At 58.5% G+C, this 22,140-nt stretch carries 21 protein-coding genes; 13 read left to right on the forward strand and 8 right to left on the reverse strand.

Translation table 11 applies throughout. The annotated features are described in order from the left end of the window. The first annotated feature begins 79 nt into the window (after positions 1–79). From AC2FPW_RS18600 to AC2FPW_RS18650, 11 genes are all read left to right on the forward strand, one after another. On the forward strand, positions 80–793 hold the full coding sequence (locus tag AC2FPW_RS18600) for a uroporphyrinogen-III synthase (protein ID WP_496814903.1): 714 nt from the start codon (positions 80–82) through the stop codon (positions 791–793). Positions 794–847: 54 nt separating this feature from the next. Further along, positions 848–2,062: a COG4223 family protein gene (locus AC2FPW_RS18605; protein ID WP_496814904.1), complete on the forward strand. Its 1,215-nt coding sequence runs from the start codon at positions 848–850 to the stop codon at positions 2,060–2,062. Positions 2,063–2,072: 10 nt separating this feature from the next. Further along, positions 2,073–3,566 (forward strand): heme biosynthesis protein HemY, encoded by a 1,494-nt coding sequence (locus AC2FPW_RS18610; RefSeq protein ID WP_496814905.1) that lies wholly within the window; start codon positions 2,073–2,075, stop codon positions 3,564–3,566. A gap of 85 nt (positions 3,567–3,651) precedes the next feature. Next, positions 3,652–4,740 carry an MHYT domain-containing protein gene (locus AC2FPW_RS18615; protein WP_480871087.1) on the forward strand — a complete coding sequence of 363 codons (1,089 nt, stop codon included), beginning with the start codon at positions 3,652–3,654 and terminating at the stop codon, positions 4,738–4,740. A 139-nt stretch (positions 4,741–4,879) separates the two neighbouring features. Beyond that, positions 4,880–5,713, forward strand: coding sequence for an FAD binding domain-containing protein (locus AC2FPW_RS18620; protein ID WP_496814906.1), 834 nt, complete (start codon positions 4,880–4,882; stop codon positions 5,711–5,713). Between the two features lie 14 nt (positions 5,714–5,727). Then, positions 5,728–6,222, forward strand: a complete 495-nt coding sequence (locus tag AC2FPW_RS18625; protein ID WP_480474462.1) for a (2Fe-2S)-binding protein — start codon at positions 5,728–5,730, stop codon at positions 6,220–6,222. Then, the gene (locus tag AC2FPW_RS18630; RefSeq protein WP_496814907.1) at positions 6,219–8,636 is read left to right on the forward strand and encodes an aerobic carbon-monoxide dehydrogenase large subunit; all 2,418 of its coding nucleotides are present in this window, start codon (positions 6,219–6,221) and stop codon (positions 8,634–8,636) included. The genes AC2FPW_RS18625 and AC2FPW_RS18630 overlap by 4 nt, the downstream gene beginning before the upstream one ends. Before the next feature lie 105 nt (positions 8,637–8,741). After that, a complete protein-coding gene (locus AC2FPW_RS18635) occupies positions 8,742–9,608 on the forward strand; it encodes an AAA family ATPase (protein ID WP_496814908.1) in 867 nt (288 codons plus the stop codon). Further along, positions 9,608–10,798: a vWA domain-containing protein gene (locus tag AC2FPW_RS18640; protein WP_496814972.1), complete on the forward strand. Its 1,191-nt coding sequence runs from the start codon at positions 9,608–9,610 to the stop codon at positions 10,796–10,798. The genes AC2FPW_RS18635 and AC2FPW_RS18640 overlap by 1 nt, the downstream gene beginning before the upstream one ends. 13 nt (positions 10,799–10,811) lie before the next feature. Continuing rightward, the gene (locus AC2FPW_RS18645; protein WP_480587462.1) at positions 10,812–11,624 is read left to right on the forward strand and encodes an XdhC family protein; all 813 of its coding nucleotides are present in this window, start codon (positions 10,812–10,814) and stop codon (positions 11,622–11,624) included. Positions 11,625–11,723: 99 nt separating this feature from the next. Next, a complete protein-coding gene (locus AC2FPW_RS18650; RefSeq protein ID WP_480560077.1) occupies positions 11,724–12,176 on the forward strand; it encodes an SRPBCC family protein in 453 nt (150 codons plus the stop codon). Positions 12,177–12,693: 517 nt separating this feature from the next. On the opposite strand, the gene AC2FPW_RS18655 is transcribed toward AC2FPW_RS18650, so the two are convergent. Genes AC2FPW_RS18655 through AC2FPW_RS18675 form a run of 5 tightly spaced genes read right to left on the reverse strand, consistent with a single transcriptional unit; the run spans position 12,694 to position 16,900 of the window. Further along, positions 12,694–13,236, reverse strand: a complete 543-nt coding sequence (locus AC2FPW_RS18655) for a DUF3833 domain-containing protein (protein WP_480487914.1) — start codon at positions 13,234–13,236, stop codon at positions 12,694–12,696. Beyond that, positions 13,233–13,850 (reverse strand): DUF3833 domain-containing protein, encoded by a 618-nt coding sequence (locus AC2FPW_RS18660; RefSeq protein ID WP_480482643.1) that lies wholly within the window; start codon positions 13,848–13,850, stop codon positions 13,233–13,235. The genes AC2FPW_RS18655 and AC2FPW_RS18660 overlap by 4 nt, the downstream gene beginning before the upstream one ends. Next, a complete protein-coding gene (locus tag AC2FPW_RS18665) occupies positions 13,847–15,070 on the reverse strand; it encodes an MFS transporter (RefSeq protein WP_496814909.1) in 1,224 nt (407 codons plus the stop codon). The genes AC2FPW_RS18660 and AC2FPW_RS18665 overlap by 4 nt, the downstream gene beginning before the upstream one ends. Further along, a complete protein-coding gene (locus tag AC2FPW_RS18670) occupies positions 15,070–15,615 on the reverse strand; it encodes a hypothetical protein (RefSeq protein WP_496814910.1) in 546 nt (181 codons plus the stop codon). Before AC2FPW_RS18670 ends, AC2FPW_RS18665 begins: the two co-directional genes overlap by 1 nt. Then, positions 15,569–16,900: an NAD(P)/FAD-dependent oxidoreductase gene (locus AC2FPW_RS18675; RefSeq protein ID WP_496814911.1), complete on the reverse strand. Its 1,332-nt coding sequence runs from the start codon at positions 16,898–16,900 to the stop codon at positions 15,569–15,571. The genes AC2FPW_RS18670 and AC2FPW_RS18675 overlap by 47 nt, the downstream gene beginning before the upstream one ends. 152 nt (positions 16,901–17,052) lie before the next feature. On the opposite strand from AC2FPW_RS18675, the gene AC2FPW_RS18680 reads away from it, so the two are divergent. Next, positions 17,053–17,778: an SDR family NAD(P)-dependent oxidoreductase gene (locus tag AC2FPW_RS18680; protein WP_496814912.1), complete on the forward strand. Its 726-nt coding sequence runs from the start codon at positions 17,053–17,055 to the stop codon at positions 17,776–17,778. Between the two features lie 3 nt (positions 17,779–17,781). Here the strand turns inward: AC2FPW_RS18680 and AC2FPW_RS18685 are convergent, their stop codons facing one another. Both AC2FPW_RS18685 and AC2FPW_RS18690 read right to left on the reverse strand, forming a co-directional pair. Then, positions 17,782–19,434 (reverse strand): DUF6504 family protein, encoded by a 1,653-nt coding sequence (locus tag AC2FPW_RS18685; protein WP_496814913.1) that lies wholly within the window; start codon positions 19,432–19,434, stop codon positions 17,782–17,784. Positions 19,435–19,500: 66 nt separating this feature from the next. Beyond that, the gene (locus tag AC2FPW_RS18690) at positions 19,501–19,791 is read right to left on the reverse strand and encodes an I78 family peptidase inhibitor (RefSeq protein ID WP_496814914.1); all 291 of its coding nucleotides are present in this window, start codon (positions 19,789–19,791) and stop codon (positions 19,501–19,503) included. 130 nt (positions 19,792–19,921) lie between these two features. Between AC2FPW_RS18690 and AC2FPW_RS18695 the strand changes: the two genes are divergently transcribed. After that, positions 19,922–21,034 (forward strand): S-(hydroxymethyl)glutathione dehydrogenase/class III alcohol dehydrogenase, encoded by a 1,113-nt coding sequence (locus AC2FPW_RS18695; RefSeq protein WP_267364409.1) that lies wholly within the window; start codon positions 19,922–19,924, stop codon positions 21,032–21,034. 48 nt (positions 21,035–21,082) lie between these two features. Here AC2FPW_RS18695 and AC2FPW_RS18700 read toward each other — a convergent pair whose 3' ends face one another. Continuing rightward, on the reverse strand, positions 21,083–22,021 hold the full coding sequence (locus tag AC2FPW_RS18700) for a DMT family transporter (RefSeq protein ID WP_480920083.1): 939 nt from the start codon (positions 22,019–22,021) through the stop codon (positions 21,083–21,085). Between the last annotated feature and the right edge of the window lie 119 nt (positions 22,022–22,140).

A 22,140-nucleotide genomic window follows, 5' to 3' on the forward strand; every position in this document is an offset into this window, starting at 1 on the left:
ATGTATATACGGCGGGGTATCACCCTGCGCGGATGCAAACAATCCTGAAGGGTCAAGGCGCCACACGTTGTTTTTGTTGATGACCCGCCCTCGCTCCGCCTCGGAAAGGTTTGTCGAGCAACTGCCAACCCGCGCCAGATCCCGGGTTCAGGTCCTCTATTCGCCGATCATGGAAATCCGGCCTCTGCCAGTTGCGGTGGATACCAAAGGTGTAAAGGGATTGATCTTTACATCGGCCAATGCGGTGAATGCGGCGGTCTCGAAAGGTGTTGACCGCACTCTGCCGGCCTATTGCGTGGGACCCGCAACAACCGGTACCGCGAAAGGGTATGGGTGGCAGGCCAAGATGGTTGGAACCACGGCAGAAGAATTGGTCGGGCATCTGCTCAAGCATCGGCCCAAAAGCCCCCTTTTGCACCTGCGGGGTGAGCATACACGGGGCAATGTCGCTGGCAGCCTGACCGAATCTGGTCTGACCGTTCGGGAACAGCCGGTCTATCAGCAGCGATTGTTGCCGCTAACACCCGAGGCAACCGAGGCTGCCAGAGGAGATCTGCCTATTATTGCTCCGCTTTTCTCGCCGCGTACGGCGCGACATTTTGCCGATATCTGGGCCGGATCAGCCCCCCTTTGGCTGGTTGCGATCAGCCAGGCTACGGCTGATCCCCTTTATTCCTTGGGCTATGAGCACCTGAAGATCGCAAAACATCCGACACCGAAGAAAATGCGTAAAGCTGTTAAAAAGCTTGTGAAACATGTGTTGCGGGTTGAGGGAGGCGAGGTCCCCGATTAACTTAGCCTGGGCTGTTATTCATCTGAATTTGGATTCGATAAGGGGAATATTGCGGTGGCTGGTAAGAAGAAATCCGATCAAAAGCCGGTGGAACCCCTCCTAGCGGATGATGCAGTTGAAACTGATCTGCGGCAGGACGATACGCCTGTTGACCCGACTGAACCTGTAGAAGAAGACCTGTCCGAAGCCGAAGCCGAAGCCGAAGCCGAAGCCGAAGCCGAAGCCGAAGCCGAAGCCGAAGCCGAAGCCGAAGCCGAAGCCCCGGTCACTGAAAAGACCGTCGAACGCGTAGTTGAAAAACGTGGCGGTTTCGTTCCGGCCCTGTTGGGTGGGGCGTTGGCTGCCGTTGCAGGTTTCGCGCTGGGCAACGGAGGGCTGTTGCCAACCAGCCCGGACAACTCGGGGGCGCTGGCAGCGCTGGAAGCAAAGCTGACAGAGCAGTCGGAACAGATCGCCAAACTGTCACAGGCGCTTGCAAACAGCCCTGATGTGTCTGGACTGGCAGATCAGGTCAAAACGTTGTCGGACAAGCTGACACCGGTTGAAGGCGACCTGAGCACGGTAAAATCCTCGGTTGATGCGCTCTCCGGTCAGGTCGCGCCATTGACGGACCGGATCGCTGCGCTGGAAAAAGCCCCGATTGCCTCCACCGCCTCGCCCGAGGCAACCGCCGCGTTTGAGGCGGAACTGAAGAAACTTCAGGATTCGCTGGCAGCGCAACGGGCTGAAGTCGAAAAAATGGTTTCGGACGCTCAGGCCCTTGAAGCGAAAGCCTCGGCAGAAGCACAAGCCGCAACGAATGCTGCCACTCTGGCGCGCCTGCGTGGGCAGCTGGATACCGGCCAGCCTTTTTCGGAACTGGTTGCTGAATTGAAGGCAGGCGGCGTGAATGTGCCGGACGCCCTGTCCGGCCCGTCGGAAAAAGGCGTGGAAACACTGACCGCGCTTCGGGCGTCGTTCGAGCCTGCGGCGCGAGATGCATTGGCCGAGGCGCGCGAGGCTGAAAAAGGAACGGGTTTGGTCGCCTTCCTGCAACGCCAAACGGGCGCCCGTTCCGTCACGCCTCAGGAAGGTGATGGTCCAGACGCTGTTCTGTCGCGTGCGCAGGCTGCGCTGGCAGATGGCGACCTGACCAAAGCTTTGAATGAACTGAAATCACTTCCCGAAGTGGCGCAGGCTGCGATGGCCGATTGGGAGCAGGCGGCCGGGACACGAGCCGCCGCCGTTGACGCCGTGAATACGCTGGCTTCCAGCCTGAACTCGAACTGAAGGACCTGCCATGCTGTGGTCATTGTTTAAGATCCTCGTTTTTGTTGCGATTATCGGCCTGCTGGCGCTGGGCGGTCACTTCCTGATGCAAACCAGTGGTGGGGTGCAGATCACGGTCGCGGGCACGGAATTCACCCTTGGGCCACTTCAGTCGGTGATTGCGCTGGGTGTTCTGGTATTTGCGGTCTGGCTGTTCTTCAAAGTGCTCAGCCTTTTGGTTGCGACGCTCAAATTCCTCAACGGCGACGAAACCGCCCTGTCGCGTTATTTCGACCGCAGCCGGGAACAGCGCGGCTATCAGGCGCTGGCCGATGGGTTGATGGCGTTGGCCTCGGGCGAGGGGCGCATTGCCATGACCAAGGCCAGTAAAGCCGAAAAGCTGTTGAACAAGCCGGAACTGACGGATCTACTGGTGGCGCAGGCTGCCGAGATGACGGGTGACACCAAGAAAGCTTCGGACACCTACAAGAAACTGGTGACAAACAGTGCGACCCGGTTTGTCGGGGTACGCGGTATCATGAAACAGAAGCTTGCCGAGGGAGATGATGAAACCGCCCGCAAGCTGGCCGAAAAGGCACTGGCCATCAAACCGCGCCACGAAGAGACACAGGATGTTCTGCTGAAATTGCAGACCAAGGCGCAGGATTGGGCCGGTGCCCGGTCGACGCTGACTTCCAAGTTGAAAGCCGGGTATCTGCCGCGCGACGTCTTCAAACGCCGCGATGCGGTTCTGGCGCTGTCCGAAGCCAAGGGAATCCTGGATGAAGGCGCAACTGTCGAGCAACAAGAGCGCGCGATCGAAGCCAATCGCCTGTCGCCCGATCTGGTTCCCGCCGCCGCCATGGCAGCCCGCGCATATATCGCCAAGGGCAAGTTGCGGGCAGCGACAAAGATCCTGAAAAAAGCGTGGGAGGTTCGCCCACATCCTGATCTGGCCCATGCCTTTGCCGAGATCGCGCCGGATGAAACTCCGGAACAACGGGTCAGACGATTCACGGCACTGACCCGCATTCATCCTGAAAACATGGAAACTCGTTTGATCCTGGCCGAGCTGAACATTGTGGCCGAAGACTTTCCCGAAGCCCGCCGTGCCCTGGGTGATGTTGTCGAAAAACGGGGTGATGCGCGCGCCTATACATTGATGGCTGCTGTTGAGCGCGGCGAGGGTGCCACGGACGCCGTTGTCCAAGGTTGGCTTGCCAAGGCACTGAACGCGCCGCGCGGCCCGCAATGGGTGTGCGACAACTGTCATGACATTCAACCCGAATGGGGACCTGTCTGTCAGAACTGCCACAGCTTCGATACGCTCAGCTGGCAGACACCACAGACACCCGAGATTGCAACAGCAACCGGGGTTCACATGTTGCCGCTGATCGTCGGCGCACTTGAAAACCAGACCGAAGAACCCGAAACAGTCGAGCCTGCGGAGGACGATGATGTGGTTGAAGTCTCAGTGGATGCCGTAGAGGTCGCGGACGACGCAGAGGCTCAGAAACAGGTCTGAGCCCTGCTGTTGCTAACTGTGAATTGTCGCAATCAATTCGGTTTGCTAACGTCATCCTCGCGTCGGGGAGGGCGTTCAAATCCAAATGCTGGACTACTCTCACAACACTTGGTTGGTGGTGGCTTCGCTTGCCGTGGCGCTCATGGCCGGGTTCACGGGTCTGTACCTGACGCATGGCGCGTCAAGGCTGGATAGCCAGCAGCGCAAGTTCGTGGTGGCATTGGCCGCTGTCATTCTGGGCGGCGGCATCTGGTCGATGCATTTCGTAGCGATGCTGGGGCTGCAACTGCCAATCCTGTTCTACTATGATGCCCTGATTACCCTGATGTCGGCACTGGTTGCGATCCTGATGGTCGGGCTGGCGTTGCTGCTGCTGCATTTCCGGCCTCGTTCGGTTCAGACGATGATCGGGTCCGGTGTGATTGTCGGACTGGGCATCGTTGCGATGCACTATGTCGGGATGGCTGGTATGCAGCTTTGCCGCCCCGTCTATGACATTATCGATGTTGCTCTGTCAGCGCTGGCATCGGTAATCTTGTCGGTGTCTGCAATCTGGGTGGCTTATGGCAACCGGACTCAACGAAACATCCTGCTTGGCACGGTTTGTTTCGGGCTGGCGGTGTTCACCATGCATTTTGTCGCCACAGGCCTGACGGATTTCGTCGCGAGCGACAGCCTCGGCGGTGCGGGTCCTGCGCTGGATAACCAAGTTTTGGCAATGGGGGTGACGGTATCCGTCTTCCTGATTTGTGGTGCTTTCCTGTTGACCGGTATTACGTTCATAGAGCCAAAGCCCGTGACTGCACCTGCCTCAGGACCTGTGTCGGAACCCGCCCCAATGCGCGCTGGTGTTCCGTATGAGCGCGAAGGCCAGACCTTCTTTGCGCATCCCGCGCGGATCGCCGCCATTCGGGCCGAGGGGCATTATACGGTTCTCTATATGGATGCAGAGAAGCTGTTCTGCCCCTGGTCGATCACCGATGCGGAAACGCGGCTTTTGCCCGAAGGTTTCTTGCGGGCGCATCGCAGTTATCTGGTGAACCCGAAACACGTCTCGCGATTTGAACGTCACAAGGACAACGGCACCTGTTATTTCGATGGTGTTGACGCGCTGAGCAAGGTGCCGGTCAGCCGGTCCCGCCTGACAGATATTCGCGAGGCACTGGGGGTCTAGGCGCAACTCGTGCAGTTCTTTCGCATTTCGTGAAACAAGCCGCGCGTTCCGTTTTCCTTATCTGGATCAGTTTAATCCGCCGTTCTTTCCTGACCTCAGGTCCCCCAAGGCATATCGCCCGGACCCAGGGAGGAAAAACATGATACCAGCCGGCTTTGAGTATCACCGGCCAGGCGACATTGCCTCGGCCATCGGCATTCTACAGGAATATGGCGACGAGGCGCGCGTGATCGCGGGCGGGCACAGCCTGATCCCGATGATGAAGCTTCGGATGGCCGAGATGGGTCATCTGGTCGATCTTCAGGCCATTGAAGAACTCAAGGGGATAGAGGCCGGGCCTGACACCGTTACTTTGGGTGCGATGGTCACGCAGCACGAGCTGATCACCCACAGTGGTCTGGCCGAAGCCATTCCGCTGATCCGCGAGGCGGCGCTTCAGATAGCGGATCCGCAAGTGCGGTACATGGGCACTGTCGGTGGCAATGTAGCCAATGGTGACCCAGGCAATGACATGCCGGGTCTGATGCAATGCTTGAACGCCTCGTTTGAATTGTCCGGCCCGGACGGGAACCGGACAGTTGCCGCGCGTGATTTTTATGAGGCCGCGTACTTCACCGCCCGCGAAGACGAAGAAATCCTGACCCGGATTTCGATCCCTGTACCGGGTGCAGGCGTTGGGCAGGCCTATCAAAAGCAAAAGCGCAAGATAGGAGATTATGCGACCGCCGCTGCGGCTGTGATGGTTGGCAACGGTCAGGCCTCGGTTGCTATGACCAATCTGGCCGACACGCCCATCTGGTCGGATGAGGCAAGCACCGCGCTGGCTGCGGGCGATGTCGAAGGGTGCGTTGCCGCAATGCTAGACGCAATCGATCCGGTCGCTGATAACCGCGGCCCCGTCGAATTCAAGAAACACGTGGCAGCCGTGGTGCTGCGCCGCGCCATCGACCGCGCGCAAAGCCGCGCGGGCTGAGGGGGAGGGAACCAATGTCGAAAATGCATGTCAAACTGACCGTAAACGGCAAGCAGGTTGAAGGTCTGGCCGAGCCGCGCACGCTGCTGATCCACTTCCTGCGGGAAGACCTGAAAATCACCGGCCCACATATCGGGTGTGAAACCAGCCACTGCGGTGCCTGTACCGTGGATATCGACGGCAAGTCGGTCAAATCCTGCACCGCCTTTGTAGCGCAGGTAAACGGTGCTGAGATCACAACCGTTGAAGGCCTGACCAATGATGATGGCAGCCTTGGAGTGTTGCAGGAAATGTTTCGCGAACATCACGGGTTGCAATGTGGGTTCTGCACGCCCGGTATGATCACCCGCGCGCATCGTCTGTTGCAGGAGAATCCGAACCCGACCGAGGAGGAAATCCGTTTCGGCATGGCCGGAAACCTGTGCCGCTGCACCGGATACCAGAATATCGTTAAGGCCATCTCGGCTTCGGCTGATTTGCTCAATGCTCAGAAGGAGGCCGCGGAATGAACGACCAGACTCTGACCCCCGAAGAACGCGCTGCCAACCTCAAAGGTATGGGCTGCGCCCGAAAGCGCGTCGAGGACGTGCGTTTCACCCAAGGCAAGGGTAATTACGTTGATGACATCAAGCTGGACGGGATGCTGTTTGGCGATTTTGTGCGCTCCCCCTATGCTCATGCCCGTGTCGTCAGCGTGAACAAAGAGGCCGCTTTGGCACTGCCCGGCGTGATCGCCGTTTTGACCGCCGAAGACCTGTCGCCTTTGGGATTGCACTGGATGCCGACATTGGCCGGTGACAAGCAGATGGTGCTGGCCGATGGCAAGGTGCTGTTCCAGGGCCAGGAAGTTGCCTATGTCGTCGCCGAAGACCGCTATGTCGCGGCGGATGCCGTTGAATTGGTCGAGGTCGAATACGAAGAGCTTCCTGTCATCACGGACCCGTTCGAATCGTTGAAGTCGGACGTGGTGCTCCGCGAAGACCTGGAAGGTCAGACCGAAGGCGCACATGGACCGCGTAAACATCACAACCACATCTTCACGTGGGAACAGGGCGACAAGGACGCGACCGAAGCCGTGCTGGCCGAGGCTGACGTGGTCGCCGAAGAGATGATCTATTACCACCGCACCCACCCGTGCCCGCTTGAGACCTGCGGTTGCGTGGCGTCGATGGACAAGGTGACTGGCAAGCTGACTCTGTACGGGACGTTCCAGGCTCCGCACGCGATCCGCACGGTTGTGTCGCTGATTTCGGGGTTGGCCGAGCATAATATCCGCGTGATCAGCCCCGATATCGGTGGTGGGTTTGGCAACAAGGTGGGGGCCTACGCAGGCTATGTGTGCTCGGTGGTGGCCTCGATTGTTACCGGCAAACCGGTGAAATGGGTCGAGGACCGGATGGAAAACCTGATGTCCACTGCCTTTGCACGCGACTACTGGATGCAGGGGAAGATTGCCGCCACCAAGGATGGAAAGATCACTGGATTGTGGTGTCAAACCACGGCAGATCACGGCGGTTTCGACGCGTGTGCCGACCCGACCAAGTTCCCTGCCGGGTTCATGAATATCTGCACCGGGTCTTATGACATCCCGACTGCCTATCTGGCGGTGGATGGTGTCTATACCAACAAGGCGCCGGGCGGTGTGGCCTATCGCTGTTCCTTCCGCGTAACCGAAGCTGCCTATTTCATCGAACGCATGATCGAGGTTCTGGCCATCAAGCTGAACATGGACGCGGCCGAGCTGCGCCGGATCAACTTCATCCGCAAAGATCAGTTCCCGTATCAGTCGGCGCTGGGCTGGGAATATGACTCGGGCGATTATCACACCGCCTGGGACAAGGCGCTGAAGGCCGTGAACTATGAGGGTCTGCGGGCGGAACAGGCGCAGCGGATCGCAGATTTCAAGGCTGGGAAAACGCGCAAGCTGCTGGGCATCGGCCTGACGCATTTCACGGAAATCGTCGGGGCCGGACCGGTGAAGAACTGCGATATCCTCGGGCTGGGAATGTTCGACAGCTGCGAGATTCGCATTCATCCGACCGGATCAGCGATTGCGCGGCTGGGGACGATCAGTCAAGGGCAGGGCCACGCCACAACCTTTGCCCAGATCATCGCCAGTGAAATCGGCCTGCCCGCCGATGACATCACGCTGGAAGAGGGTGACACGGATACCGCACCTTACGGGCTTGGGACTTATGGGTCCCGGTCTACTCCGGTCGCTGGTGCGGCCACGGCGATGGCGGCCCGCAAAATTCGGGCAAAAGCCCAGATGATCGCGGCCTATCTGCTGGAGGTGCATGACAATGACGTCGAATGGGACGTGGATCGCTTTGCTGTCAAAGGCGCGCCTGAGCGGTTCAAGACCATGAAGGAAATCGCATTCGCCGCCTATAATCAGGCCATTCCTGGACTGGAGCCGGGTCTGGAGGCCGTCAGCTATTACGACCCGCCGAATATGACTTATCCGTTCGGGGCCTATATCTGTGTCATGGAGATTGACGTGGATACCGGTGAATGGGAGGTCCGGCAGTTCTACGCTTTGGATGACTGCGGCACCCGGATCAACCCGATGATCATCGAGGGTCAGGTCCATGGCGGTGTGACCGAGGCACTGGCTATCGCGATGGGGCAAGAGATTGCCTATGATGATATGGGCAATGTGAAGACCGGTACGCTGATGGACTTCTTCCTGCCAACCGCGTGGGAGACGCCGAACTATACCACCGACCATACGGTGACCCCGTCCCCGCACCATCCGATTGGGGCAAAGGGTGTGGGGGAAAGCCCGAATGTCGGCGGTGTGCCTGCGTTCTCGAACGCAGTGCATGACGCGTTCCGGCATTTTGGCTTGGTGCAGAGCCATATGCCGCACGACCACTGGCGAATCTGGAAGATTGCCAATGGTCTGGGGATGCATGGGTGAAAGGGGTCGGACCGGCTGTTGCCGGTCCGACCGGACGGAGGGGGCTCTGCCCCCTCCGAACCTCCCCCGGGATAATTGTGGCCAGATGAAGATAGGATCCTGGTTTTGACCTTTAAAGATGTGCAGAACGGGTTGGTCGCGCAGGGCTATGTTGCCGATGCTCGGTTGGCCATGGCGCTGCATCTGGCGCAGCAACTTGGGCGCCCTTTGTTGCTGGAGGGACCAGCGGGCGTGGGGAAAACCGAAGTGGCCAAAGCGGTGGCAGCGTGGCGCGATACACGATTGATACGTCTGCAATGCTACGAAGGTCTGGACGCCAGTCATGCCATCTATGAATGGAATTATCAAAGACAGCTATTGGCGATAAGGGCGAGCGAAGCGCAAGGCGGCGTCGCGGAGGCGCAGCTGTTTTCGGATGAATATTTGCTGAAAAGGCCTTTGTTAGAGGCTATCTCGGAAACGAAACCTCCTGTTCTGTTGATTGATGAGATTGATCGGGCGGATGAGGAGTTCGAAGCCTATCTTCTGGAAATCCTGTCAGACTTTCAGATCACCATACCCGAGTTGGGAACGGTGCAGGCACATGTGCGGCCTGTCGTCATTCTGACGGCCAACGGGACACGGGATTTGTCGGATGCGCTGCGCAGAAGGTGTTTGTACAGCTTTCTTGACTATCCTTCGAGGGAGACCGAAATGGCAATCCTGCGGGCACGACTGCCTGAAATCGAGGGGATTCTGGCGCGTCAGATCATCGGTGTTGTACAGGCGCTGCGTCAGGAAGATCTTGAGAAGAAACCGGGCATCGCCGAGATGCTGGATTGGGCAGCAGCCCTGTCCGGGTTGGGTGTCAATGATCTGGCCAAATCCCGCGAAGACGTGCAGGCGACGCTGGTGTGTTTGCTGAAAACTGCCGCAGATTACAATGCGGCACCGCCCGAGGTGATGGATCGCCTGATTGGAAAGGTCGCGTGATGCAGGTTACGCGCTTTCCCTCTCGGGCCTCGGGTCTTGCCGACCGTATGTCGGGTTTCATAGCGCATTTGCGAATGAACGGTATGCAATTGGGGGCGTCGGATGCGGGGGACGTGCTTGCCGCCTTGTCCGAAGTGGATGCAACGGATGCCAAACAGGCCCGGCAAGCCATGTGCGCGATATTGACCGGAGATGCGGAAGATTGGCGCCGGTTTGATGAACTGTTCGACGCCTATTGGTTCAACGCTGGCGCACAGCGTTCGGGAAAAGCGAAAAACAAGCATGTGCGGGTGCAGTCCGCCAAGCCAATGATCTGGCAGACCAGAACTCAGGGTGAGGACGAACCACGATCCGGGTCGGAGCAAGAGGCCACTCTGCCTGACTGCGGTGAAGGGGAAGCCGAAGGGGTGGACGGCAAGTTGATCGCCACGCGAACGGCCAACCTGTCACGCCGGGACTTGCGAGAGTTGATGGACGAAGAGGCCCTAAAACAGGCTGAAACAGCCGCGCTGACCTTGGCGCGGGCATTTCGGGACAGGCGATCGCGCCGCCGGAAACGGGCGTTGCGCGGGGCTGTTCTGGATATGCGCCGAATACAGCGCGCCAGTCTGGCGCGTGGCGGTGAGCCGCTGGACCTGTATCGCCGAGCGCGGCCACCGCGCCCGATGCGGATTGTGGCATTGTGCGACGTTAGTGGTTCGATGACCGCGTACTCACGCGTGTTTCTGGCTTTTCTGAAAGGGTTGACCGGCAGCGGGATCGACGCAGATGCGTATTTGTTTCACACGCGATTGATGCGGGTAACAGATGCGTTGCGCGACCATGACACCCTCCGGGCTGCGGGGCGATTGTCGCTGATGGCCGAAGGCTTCGGCGGCGGTACCGATATTTCCGGCAGTCTGGAGCGATTTCTGTCGGGATACGGCGCGCGGGCACTGAACGGGCGTACTGTCGTCCTGATCCTGTCGGACGGATATTGCAGTTCTGATCCGCAGGCTCTGGGGGATATGCTGGCGCGTATCAGGCGCAAGGCACGCCGGATCGTCTGGCTGAACCCCTTGAAGGGCTGGAAGGACTATCAACCTATTGCGGCAGCGATGCAGGCGGCTGAACCCTATCTGGATGCGCATTTGCCGGCCAATACACTGGATGCATTGGCAGCGCTTGAGCCGCAGTTCCAAAAGCTGTGAAAGGAGTCTGACCTTGGCGAATTTCGACATTTTTGACACCATCGATCAGCTGCGCGGAACCGGAGAGGCCTTTTGTGTGGCGACGGTTTTGCGCACGGCGGATGCGACCTCGGCCAAAGCTGGGGGGAAGGCGGCGATTACCCAGGCGGGTGAAATCCTGGGGCATCTAGGCGGGGCTTGTGTGCAGCGCGCAGTCCGGGCCGCGGCGCAACAGGCTTGGGCGTCCGGGGCGCCGCAGATTATCCGTGTCAAACCTTCGGAAAAGGTGGTGAACATGACGGATCCCGATGGTGTTCAAACGTTCAAAAGTGGGTGCCCGTCCGGTGGTACAGTTGATCTTTTGGTCGAACCCTATCAACACGCGCCCCGGCTGGTGATTTTCGGCGAGGGGTTGATTGCCAAAGCTCTGGCAGCGCATGGATCGCTGGCCGGATTTCGCACGGCTGTCGAGGATGGGCTTGATATTGCTGGAAACCATGTGCGGTTTGCCTTGGCACATGTCGATGCGCTGGGTGTGGAGCCGCGGGACTTTGTCGTGGTGGCTGCGCAGGGGCGCAGCGATGCATCCGCTTTGAAGGCTGCATTGGAAACCGATGCGGCACGCGTGTCGATGGTGGCCAGTCGCCGCAAGGCAGCTACGCTGACTGCAAAGCTTATCGCCCAGGGATTGGACCCTTTGAAAGTTGCGCGCCTGAAATCCCCGGCGGGGTTGGACATACATGCCATAGATCCGCATGAGATCGCCCTGTCGATTTTGGCCGAGATTGTGATGTGGCGGAACGGTGAAAAGGCAGCAAAGGTGTCGCATGATGAAAAGCTTGCTTGAACACCTTTGCCACATGTGGCCTGCGTTGCTGGCTCAAAGGATAGAAACGGCTGCAATGCGCCTATTTCCAAGATATTGTTGAACAAAGGAAAGACCTGAATGGAACTGACTGATGAAATCCGTATCGCAGCGCCACGCGACGTCGTTTACCGCGCGCTTAACGATCCCGACATTTTGATGGAATGCATCCCGGGATGTGAGGAACTGACGCAGAAATCACCAACCGAGCTTGAGGCGAAAGTTGTTCTGAAAATTGGCCCGGTCAAAGCGCGCTTTGCGGGTGAGGTCACATTGGACACGGCCAATGCACCAAACGGGTTCTCTTTGATGGGTGAAGGCAAAGGTGGGGCGGCTGGATTTGCCAAAGGCGGCGCAGACGTTTCGTTGACCGAAGAAGGGGACGAAACCGTACTGAAATACACGGCCAAGGTTGATGTTGGTGGCAAGATTGCTCAGCTCGGCAGTCGGCTGATTGCGGGAACCGCCAAGAAGTTGTCGGCAAAGTTCTTTACGCGGTTCGGGGAGATCGTGTCAGAGCAGTCGACTGCATGATCCGGGGCGTTCCATAGCCGAGAGGTTGTCAAAGCATGGACCACTGACGACAAGGCGGGGGAACCCGCCATCAACCGAAGTGTGGCAATCGGCGGTGACTGCAAATATTCAGTCAGGACAACACCCTTCAGCGAGAGCTGCGAACACCCCTGTCAACGGGGGGTTGAAAATCGGGTTTTGCCCATAAAAAATTGGCTTTTCCCGAAATAACCGGTAGATTTTCTGCAAAAGGTGGAAAACACCGGAGGCAGTAAGAGAGCAGATGTCACAGGCAAAAACTCGTGTTTTGCGGACCACGATACCTGCCGGTCTTGTCGGCAAACGGGACGGTCTTTTTTTCTTGTGGGGCGAGATTGAGCGCGCCCGTTTGAAAATTGAAGACGGAGCCCACCACGACTCTGCAACGCCAGATGGGCAAAGTGCAAACATGGCTGGCGCAGCAAGGCGACTGCTACAGGTGCCGGTGGACGAGTTCATATTTTATTGATGGGCAACGTCTGGATGGGAATAGCGGGATCTATTCTTTTTCAAAGATCAGGATAACTTCGCCGAGGCGTATGCCAAAGCGTGAGACGTAAGCGCGGTTTAACAGACGGTCCTCGGTCAGCAGCCACATCCAATCGTCAAAACTGACGCGCATCGTGCCATCTTTGACAGGCAGGTCAATCTTGTATTTCCAGTTGAAGGTGTCGCCCCTCTCGGTCCCGCTGGCGGTTCCCAGCACACCGGGCGCAGTACCAGTCCACGTGTCATCGCCAGTCTTTGTCAGCGTCCAGATGCGCTGTTCGGTTGCGCCGTCGTCGTAGATAAAATCCTCGACCAGTGTCAGGGTTTCCCCGTCCCATGTGCCGTCGATATCGACTTCAAATCTGCGTGGAACATTCCCCAGTACATCCTGAAACTGCCCGTAAGCCACGGTCTTTCCGTCGAAGAATTCCTCGAGGTTCAGCTGCCGTTCAGACAGAAAGGTTGTCGGAACCTTCGGTTTGCCAGAGCAGGCAACCAGAAGTGCAAAGCTTGCGACGGAAACGCATGTAATCAGAGAGCGACCTGTGATCATTGCACCAGCCGCCTTTCTGAAGTGATGCTATACTCATTTGCGCCACCTACGTGGATCGGATGTGATTTGGGGGTTGGGCGCATTGTTGCAACGAGCTCAGCAACCTTGATGCCAAACTTACGCATCTCGGAACGATTCATGATGACGCCCTGTTCTGTTAAATACATCCAGTCTGTAACATCCAGCGTGTGTCCTCCTGCGTCCTTGGGCAGAATGATCCTGTAGGTCAGCTTGATCGTCGCGCCGGATATCGTGCCGTGACCTTCGCCAACGATATCCTCTGCCGTTGCCGTAAACGTATTTCTGGTGCCCAGCGTCAGATACCACTTACGGTTCATCTTTTTGCCATTTGAGTACGTGAAAAACTCGGAAAGTGTGCCTGTGTTCCCATTCCACTCACCAACCATGCGGGCCACAAAGCTGTTCGACATCCTGCCATTGGGGCCATAGATCAGACCTTCGGACAGGATTTCACCGTTCAGATGCTTCTTCAGCGAAAAAGTGGGCCCGGTACCGGCATAGTCTGACGGGCTCTGCGCACGAAAGCTTAGCAGTCGGGCGCGGACAAACATTGCAATCAGCAGAGCCAGCAGGATGATGGCGAAAGCATTCATTTGCTTGTGACCTCGGTTGGCAGGGTCAGGACCATTCCAAAGGCCCCAAGTTTCAGGATGCAGGGCAGCACCGCGTAGGCGAGATTGAGTGTATCAAGCGCTTGGGCGGAATTGGTTTGACCGGGGGTGAAGCCACTGCGCTCCAGCAATGGCAGGGTAAAAAAGGCTGCCAGGGCCAGGCCCAGCTTGCCAGCAAAGGACCAGATACCAAACGCTGTGGATGCGTTAAGACCGGCTCGGGTCAACGTGACCGAAAACATGGCGGGCAGCACGACCATATCCGCGCCCAGAGCGGCACCCGAGGCGAGGCAGATCACCGCAAAACCGGTGAGGTTCCCAGCGCTCAGTGTGGCGGCACCGATAAACCCCGCGATGGAAAGCGGCATTGCAATCATCAGTGTCTGTTTCGGGCCAATTTGGTTACTAAGCTTTGCCCAAAGCGGCACGCTTACGCCTGCGCTGAGGAAAAACAGGATCAACAGCGGCCCGGCCTTACCCTGCAATTGCAATCGGTCCTCTACGAAAAATAGAAACAGGGTCGATGTAATGGCCACGGGTAGGCTGTTGATCAAAGCCAGCACCAAAAGACGCAAACCTCCGGCCTGGCCCAGGCTTGAGAAAGACAGGCCGGCTCCGGTTATTGCGGGCCGCCGCCAGATCGGAACGGTCAACAAAAGGGTTGCGACCGATAGCAGACCCAGAAACAGACCAAACGCGGGATAGCCTTGCGCGTGAGCTCCGGCAGCAACAAAAAGGGCAGGAACACTTGCCGCGATGATAACGCCTGTCAGTTGTCCGCCTTCGCGATAAGCGGCGAGGGTCATCAACTCCTTCGCGTCAGCGCGTTTCGCCAGCGTCGCACTTCGCCCGTAGAGCAGGATAGTCCCGAGGCTATAAGCCGAAAACAACAGCATCAGAAGAACAACCAGCGTCAGCACATCTGTTCCTTGTTGCAGGCTGAACAGCACCGGGAATCCAATGGCAAGGCCGAGTGCTGCCATGGACGCAAAGACAAGCTGGCCACCGGGCCATCTATCTATCGCCCAACCGATCAGTGGGTCCTGTACCAGATCGACCAATCGGATCATCAGCAAGACGGTGCCAATCACCCCCAGTCCAATGCCCAGATTCACCGCCGCAAAACGCGGTAGATGAATGTATAGCGGGATGCCCGCCGCAGCGAGCATTAGCGCGTATAAGCTGACCCGAGGGTAAAGCATCACTTTCCCTGAAGCATTTGGGTGAAGGACGCCGACCGCGTGTTTTCGCCAAGGAAAACCGACATGAAACTGCGTTTGATGCCCGGATATGCCATTGTGCAGGTCTTTCGACCGTTCAGCCAGAAACTGACCTTGTCTGGCCCGTCGGACACCGCCAGATAGCTGTCACCCTTGGTGACACCTTTAAAACATACATCCAGTTGGTCGCCAATCGGGGCAGGGTGGCCGACGCGTTTCATCTCGTCGAGCGTCGAGTTGACCAGCGCATTCTTCTTGATGCTTTTACGGTATGTCAGCTGAAGCCCGAAATCTTCACTCCAGCTGAACGAAGCACCTTTGGGTGTGTAAAGCTTGGCGTCGTAGATCGGAAACCCGAGATAGCGGAAGGTTGCAGTGCCAAGAAGTTGTGCACCATCCAACTCTTCCGTCACAGGCGAGGCAATCAACCCAGTGGGGGCCAGCAAGGAAAGGCTCAGAAGGGTCGCGCGCAGCATCCCGCTATTCGGCGGCAACAGAGATGGCCGGATCTTGTCCAAGAATGGCATAATCAGCTCCGATCATTTGCGGGGTGCCATTTATCCGCTCAACAACATGCATCGCGCTGGCAATCCCGTCTTCGTGAAATCCGTGCCGGTTATACGCACCGGCGAACCAGGTTCGGTTCTGTCCCTGTATCTCGCGAATATGCCCCTGTGCTTTCAGGGCGGCTTTGTCGAATACCGGGTGGGCAAATTCGATCTGGTCATAGATTTTATCCGCAGGAACCTCTGTCGAGGCGTTCAGCGTCACAAAAAGCGGGTCGTTGTCCGGTATGTTCTGCAGTCGGTTCATCCAATATGTAACGCCTACGTCTCCGGCCTGTGATCGATAGGTCCAGCTGGACCAGCACGCACGCCGCTTTGGCATCTGGCCAGGATCGCAATGCAGGGTGGCGGTGTTGGGTTGGTACCGAATTGCGCCCAGCGCAGCGGTTTCCGCCGGGGTGGCATTCCCGCCCAAAATGGCAAGCGACTGGTCAGAATGGGTGGCCAGGATGATCTCATCAAACTGATCCACCGCACCCTGACTGCGAACCGTAACATCTGTCTCACTTCGGGAAATGTTCTGAACCGGACTAGCCAAACGGATTGCCGCCCCTCGTGCCCGCAGGGCGGCATCGATCCGGCGGACATATTCGATACTGCCACCTTTTACCGTGTACCACTGGTGTTGATTTGCGCGGCCACTGGCCAGAAGGGCGTGATTTCGAAAGAACTGTACCAATGAGCGTGCAGGGAACTGATCCACCAGCTCAACCGGAGTTGACCAGATCGCCCCACACATGGGCATCAGATAGTTGTGGCGGAACCAGTGTCCTAGCCGAAGCTGATCCACCAGCTCACCAATCGTGGTGTCGTCGTCTCTTGCAGCCTCCGGAGCCTTTTTGCCAAAGCGCAGAATGTCGGCAATCATCTTGTAATAGGCGGGACGCGCAAGATTGCGTCTCTGCGCGGTCAGGGTGCGCAGATTGTTCAACCCATATTCGATACGACCATTGTCGATTGTCGCGCCAAAACTCATTTCGCTTTCGATAACGGGAACATTGAGCTGATTAAAAAGTCGGGTCAGAAAAGGATAGGTTGCGTAGTTGAAGACGATGAAACCGGTATCCACCGGTTGATCGCCGTTCTTCCCGGCCATGACAGTGCGGGCATGGCCACCTAAACGCGGTTCCGCCTCATAGAGGGTCACGTCGTTGTTTTCTGAAAGGTAGTAGGCGGCTGAAAGGCCTGAAATACCTGCACCAATAACCGCGATTTTCTTCCGTACACCCTGGGTTTCGTCGAACATTCCAGCCTCGTTATGTGGTTCTTAGAATGAAATACGCGGGGTAGGTGCAGCTGGATCAATCCGGTTGGAAGTTTTGTCAGAAGCGCGATCGCATTTGATCCAATTGCGTCACGGGCCCGTAGAATATGAAACATGACTGAATCGGCCCGCGCATGAGCAGCTTTGACGGAAAAACCTATTGGATCATCGGCGCAAGCGAAGGTTTGGGTCGTGCTTTGGCCAATGCGCTAAGCGACAGAGGCGCGCATTTGATCTTGTCGGCGCGTAGTTCTGAACGTTTGGCTAACATCTGCTCCGAGCTTCCCAATGCCCGTGCGATCCGGTGCGATGTCACTGATTTAGACTCTGTTCGCGGGGCTGTGGCCGAGGCGGGTCTGGTCGATGGGCTGGTTTACAATGCCGGCGCGTATGACCCCGTGCGCTCGGCGGATTGGGATACAGAAGCGTCGCTCAGGATGGGTGATGTGAACTATCTGGGTGCTTTGCGTGTGTTGGGTGAAACCGTTCCGGACCTTGTCAAGGCAGGTCGGGGGGATATTACGCTGATCGGGTCGCTCGCGGGCTATCACGGGTTGCCAGCGGCCATCGGATATGGGGCCAGCAAGGCGGCGCTGATTTCCCTGGCGGAAACGATGCGCCACGATCTGGCGGGCACCGGCGTGACCGTGCGGATCATTAATCCCGGCTTCATCAAGACCCGACTGACTGAGAAAAACAGCTTCAGGATGCCCATGCTGATGAGCCCCGAGGATGCGGCGGGTCGTGTGGTCAAGGCGATGTCGCGGCGCCGTTTCCGTACGGATTTTCCTGCACCATTCTCGTGGTTTATCCGTCTGATTGACTATCTGCCGGATCTGTTGGTGTACCGAGGGAAATAGACCCTAACCAAACTGCCCGTGACAGAACCAGCCTGCAGACATGGTTCCGCCATGGCCGTAAAACAGCCACAACCGCTCACCCTGCTGTGTCACCACAACCCAGTAGTCCCGCACGCCGCTGCGCCAGTTCGGGTCATCCAGCCACCATTCCGGTGCAATCCGTTCCGGGCCGGTGGCCTGCGCCAGCTGCCAGTTACGCCCGCGCCAGCGAAAGGCGCTGGGCACGTCGGGGGTTCCCGGTGCCATCACCGGCTCAGGCTGCCACATCAGCAGGGGGCGGGGGCGGGGCGGCGCAGGCCAGTCGCGGGCAGGTTCCGACCATGCCGCCGCCAGCGTTTGCGCCGTTTTCTCAGGGATGTGCGAGGCCGCGGGATGGCGCCGGGTGATCGCCTCAAGCCCCACCCGCGCGCCCAGCTTGCCGATCAGATCATCCACGGCGGTGTTGCCCGCCAGCCGGTTGTGGGCCACACGGCGGGCTTCGGCATGGCCGGCCACGGTACGGGCGTGGATGGGTTCTGTCTGAACCGCCTCAAGCCGCAGCATGTCGATGCCGTAGCCTGCGTCGATCTTGTCAACTTTCATCTCTAACAAAGGGCGAATGCGGTATTTATCGTAAGTTGGGCGGGCCAGGCCGACCTCGATAACCTCAGCTGCCTGATCGGCGCGGTGCGCCTCCAGCCGCAGGGTGCGGGCACCGCGCCCCTTTTCTTCCAGCTTGGTGCAAAGCGTTGGCAGAACCCGATCAACCGCAGCCATGACATCCTCAACCAGACCAATCGGGTTGGGCAGGGTCATCCGCACCGCGAAGTGATGCGACGGGCGGGCGGGCGAGACAGGCTCGGGCGCGCTGCCCATGGCCTGATCCAACCGCAGAACCAGCCCGCGTCCAAACCTCCGCGCAAGGCTGGCGCGGGGTTGACCCAGCAGATCGCCGATGCGGCGCAGGCCCAGACGGTTCAGCTGCACGACAACCTGATCTTCCAACCGCAGCGCGGCGATAGGCAGGGGGCTGAGTGCGCCATAAGATTGCCCCGGCGGCGCGATCCGCGCGCCTCCGCCCAGGGCCCTCACTTGCGGCGCGGTGCCGCCTTTGGTCCAGTGCCGCCGTTTGCCCGCCCGGGCGCGGGTGGCACGGGCCTCCTGACTGATGGCGTCGCCATTGCGGTCGGATGTGGCGGCCTGCCCCGCATAGCGCGCCAAAGCCCAGGCTGCGCCCAGCGTGTCGGCGATGCCAATCTGTACGCTGAGGCCCATATCCGCGCAATCGGTTTCAAGAACGTTCAGCAACGCCTCCTCTCCGCCAAACAGATGGGCGCAACCTGACAGATCGACGATCAGCCCGTCCGGGGCCTCTTCGGCCACCCATGGGCTGAACTTTCCCGCCCAGCGACGCAACGCGGCCAGGAACGCGGCTTCGGCCGGGGCGTTACGGTGCCGCGTGATCAGGTTGGCACACATGGCATGGGCATCCCGCACCGGCTGGCCGATACGCAGCCCGGCAGCCTGCGCATCGGCATTCACCGAGGTAATAACTTGCATGTTCGACTGCTCGGCCACGATGGCCAAAGGCCCGGTATGCAGCCCCCGCGCAGCGCGGATCAGCCGTTCAGCCCCCAGACGGGGGAACCATAGCGAAAGTATTCGGCGTTTGGGCATTTGCAGGCATCACAATGTTCTTACTTTGTTCTTAAGTGAGAATCGATGCCTGAGTCGAGTCCGCCCTTATCCGCAGGTCAGCCGCTGGATGATCCCGTCGCCATTCACGTACACGTTCAGCCGGTCGATGCGGTAATCCTGTGTGGCGATGCCATCCGGGCCCAGCACGCGCGACCGTGCGGGCAGGTTTGCCTGAATGTTCGAAACCGGCTGGCCAACGGTATCGGAAAAATCTTCTCCCTGACAAAAGGCCAGATCGACCGGGGCAGGTTCCGGCGGCAGCAAAGCGTCTTCGGGCGCGGGCGGGGTCTCAGCGCAGGCCGCCAGAAAGAACAGGATCAGGAAAAATCGGTGCATTGGCGTTCCTCATTCTGGCAATGTCGTTTCTGCAATATCAATTAATTAGCCAACCTGCCATGAAAGCACGGTTGAAAACACCCTGTAATTGACGCAGGGTCGGGGCAAAAGTGACAGGGAGATAAGTAGCATGCGTACCCGTGCCGCCGTCGCCATTCAGGCAGGCAAACCTTTGGAAGTGATGGATGTGAACCTCGAAGGCCCCAAGGCGGGCGAGGTTCTGGTCGAGATCAAGGCCACCGGTATCTGTCATACCGACGAATTCACCCTGTCGGGTGCCGACCCCGAAGGCTTGTTCCCGGCCATTCTGGGCCATGAAGGCGCAGGCGTGGTGGTCGAAGTGGGTCCGGGCGTAACCAGCCTGAAGCCGGGCGATCATGTGATCCCGCTTTACACGCCGGAATGTCGCGAGTGTGAATACTGTCTGCACCCCAAGACCAACCTGTGTCAGGCGATCCGGGAAACCCAGGGCAAGGGTCTGATGCCCGATGGCACCTCTCGTTTCTCGACCTTGGATGGCGATCCGATCCTGCATTACATGGGCTGCTCGACCTTCTCGAACCACACGGTTCTGCCTGAAATCGCGCTGGCCAAGGTGCGCGAGGACGCGCCGTTCGACAAGATCTGCTATATCGGCTGTGGTGTCACGACCGGTATCGGCGCGGTCATCAACACTGCCAAGGTGGAAATCGGCAGCCGCGCAATCGTGTTTGGTCTGGGCGGTATCGGGCTGAACGTCATTCAGGGCCTGCGTCTGGCCGGAGCTGACCAGATCGTCGGCGTCGACCTAAACCCCTCCAAAGTGGAAATGGCCACCAGGTTCGGCATGACCGACTTCGTGAACCCGTCCGAAGTAGAAGGCGATCTGGTGCCGTATCTCGTCAACCTGACCAAGGGCGGTGCGGATTATACGTTTGACGCCACAGGCAATGTCGGCGTGATGCGCGCAGCACTTGAATCAGCGCATAAGGGCTGGGGTGAGTCGATCATCATTGGCGTGGCGCCCGCGGGGGCCGAAATCTCGACCCGGCCATTCCAGCTGGTTACCGGTCGTTCATGGCGCGGTACCGCGTTCGGCGGCGCGCGTGGGCGCACGGATGTGCCCAAGATCGTCGACTGGTACATGGAAGGCAAAATCGAGATTGACCCGATGATCACCCACACCATGGGTCTGGACGACATCAACCACGGCTTCGACCTGATGCATAAGGGCGAAAGCATTCGGTCGGTGGTTATCTACTAAGAGTAAAATCCACAGTTTTCCAACCACGGCGCGCCGTTTTCGTTGGACCTACTTTCCAGGCCGTGACGCCCCGGTATCTGAACGCGGCGACCGAACCCGCAGAACCGGGGTATTGGCCGAGGTGGTGTTGGCCCGGCTTTCTCGCCAAACAACATAGACACCGGATGCGATGATGATGCTGGCACCGACGGCGACCCAGATGTCAGGGCGCTCGTCGAAGAAGATCATGCCAAACAGTGTTGCCCAGATGATCTGGCTGTATTGGCTGGGGGCGACGACACCGGCGGGTGCGGCGCGGTAGGCCAGAATGATCAGGTGTTGCGCGATGACCGAGAACACCCCAACCAACGCCATCATCGCCAGATGCAGCAGGGAAGGCGGCTGGTATACAGCCGGTTGGGCAAGGCTCATCACGACGATGGCCAGCAGCATCGGATAAAGGATCAGCACGGCCGAGCGCTCCTCATTCCCGATCTTGCGCACAAGGACCGAGGCAAAGGCGCTGCAAAAGGCGGCCATCAGGGCGGCCATATGGCCCAGTGTGATATCCGTTGCACCGGGGCGCAGAACGATCAGGACGCCGATTAGGCCGACGCCAACCGCAGCCCAGCGCTGGACGCGGACCACTTCACCCAGTATCGGGATCGACAGCACCGTGACGATCAACGGGAATGAAAACAGCAGGGAATAGACCTCGGCCAGTGGCAGAACCGAAAACGCATAAAACGCGCAGGACATGGCCGTAACCATCAGGCCCGAACGCAGCAATACCAGCCATGGGTGATGCGGCAGAAAGTTTCCCGTCGTGCGGTCGGTCAGGATCGTGACGGCCATTGGAACGAACGAAAACAGCGTGGCGAAAAAGATGATCTGCATCACTGAATAGGTGCCGCCCAGCACCTTGATCAGCGCGTCGTGGCTGGCAAAGACGGCAAATCCCAGAAATGCATAGCCAAGCCCCCGCAGGGTGTTGTTTTGAGCACTCATCAATCCGGCCTCGGCCTATGTTGGTATGGTGACGATACATCATAGCAGCGCAGGCAGGGTTCCCGGCTGTCCGTAGTGCTGCTTAACCCTATTCCGAGGGCGCGAATAGCCCTTATTTT

Source organism: Ruegeria sp. SATB027 (assembly GCF_059613825.1).

Bases quoted from the DNA above. Each gene is read 5' to 3' on its own strand.
- AC2FPW_RS18665 (WP_496814909.1), bottom strand. From the start codon at position 15,070: ATGCTTTACCCTCGGGTCAGCTTATACGCGCTAATGCTCGCTGCGGCG.
- AC2FPW_RS18615 (WP_480871087.1), top strand. From the start codon at position 3,652: ATGCTGGACTACTCTCACAACACTTGGTTGGTGGTGGCTTCGCTTGCC.
- AC2FPW_RS18680 (WP_496814912.1), top strand. From the start codon at position 17,053: ATGAGCAGCTTTGACGGAAAAACCTATTGGATCATCGGCGCAAGCGAA.
- AC2FPW_RS18610 (WP_496814905.1), top strand. From the start codon at position 2,073: ATGCTGTGGTCATTGTTTAAGATCCTCGTTTTTGTTGCGATTATCGGC.
- AC2FPW_RS18685 (WP_496814913.1), bottom strand. From the start codon at position 19,434: ATGCCCAAACGCCGAATACTTTCGCTATGGTTCCCCCGTCTGGGGGCT.
- AC2FPW_RS18600 (WP_496814903.1), top strand. From the start codon at position 80: ATGACCCGCCCTCGCTCCGCCTCGGAAAGGTTTGTCGAGCAACTGCCA.
- AC2FPW_RS18700 (WP_480920083.1), bottom strand. From the start codon at position 22,021: ATGAGTGCTCAAAACAACACCCTGCGGGGGCTTGGCTATGCATTTCTG.
- AC2FPW_RS18660 (WP_480482643.1), bottom strand. From the start codon at position 13,850: ATGAATGCTTTCGCCATCATCCTGCTGGCTCTGCTGATTGCAATGTTT.
- AC2FPW_RS18690 (WP_496814914.1), bottom strand. From the start codon at position 19,791: ATGCACCGATTTTTCCTGATCCTGTTCTTTCTGGCGGCCTGCGCTGAG.
- AC2FPW_RS18630 (WP_496814907.1), top strand. From the start codon at position 6,219: ATGAACGACCAGACTCTGACCCCCGAAGAACGCGCTGCCAACCTCAAA.
- AC2FPW_RS18640 (WP_496814972.1), top strand. From the start codon at position 9,608: ATGCAGGTTACGCGCTTTCCCTCTCGGGCCTCGGGTCTTGCCGACCGT.
- AC2FPW_RS18625 (WP_480474462.1), top strand. From the start codon at position 5,728: ATGTCGAAAATGCATGTCAAACTGACCGTAAACGGCAAGCAGGTTGAA.
- AC2FPW_RS18670 (WP_496814910.1), bottom strand. From the start codon at position 15,615: ATGCCATTCTTGGACAAGATCCGGCCATCTCTGTTGCCGCCGAATAGC.
- AC2FPW_RS18620 (WP_496814906.1), top strand. From the start codon at position 4,880: ATGATACCAGCCGGCTTTGAGTATCACCGGCCAGGCGACATTGCCTCG.
- AC2FPW_RS18695 (WP_267364409.1), top strand. From the start codon at position 19,922: ATGCGTACCCGTGCCGCCGTCGCCATTCAGGCAGGCAAACCTTTGGAA.
- AC2FPW_RS18655 (WP_480487914.1), bottom strand. From the start codon at position 13,236: ATGATCACAGGTCGCTCTCTGATTACATGCGTTTCCGTCGCAAGCTTT.
- AC2FPW_RS18650 (WP_480560077.1), top strand. From the start codon at position 11,724: ATGGAACTGACTGATGAAATCCGTATCGCAGCGCCACGCGACGTCGTT.
- AC2FPW_RS18675 (WP_496814911.1), bottom strand. From the start codon at position 16,900: ATGTTCGACGAAACCCAGGGTGTACGGAAGAAAATCGCGGTTATTGGT.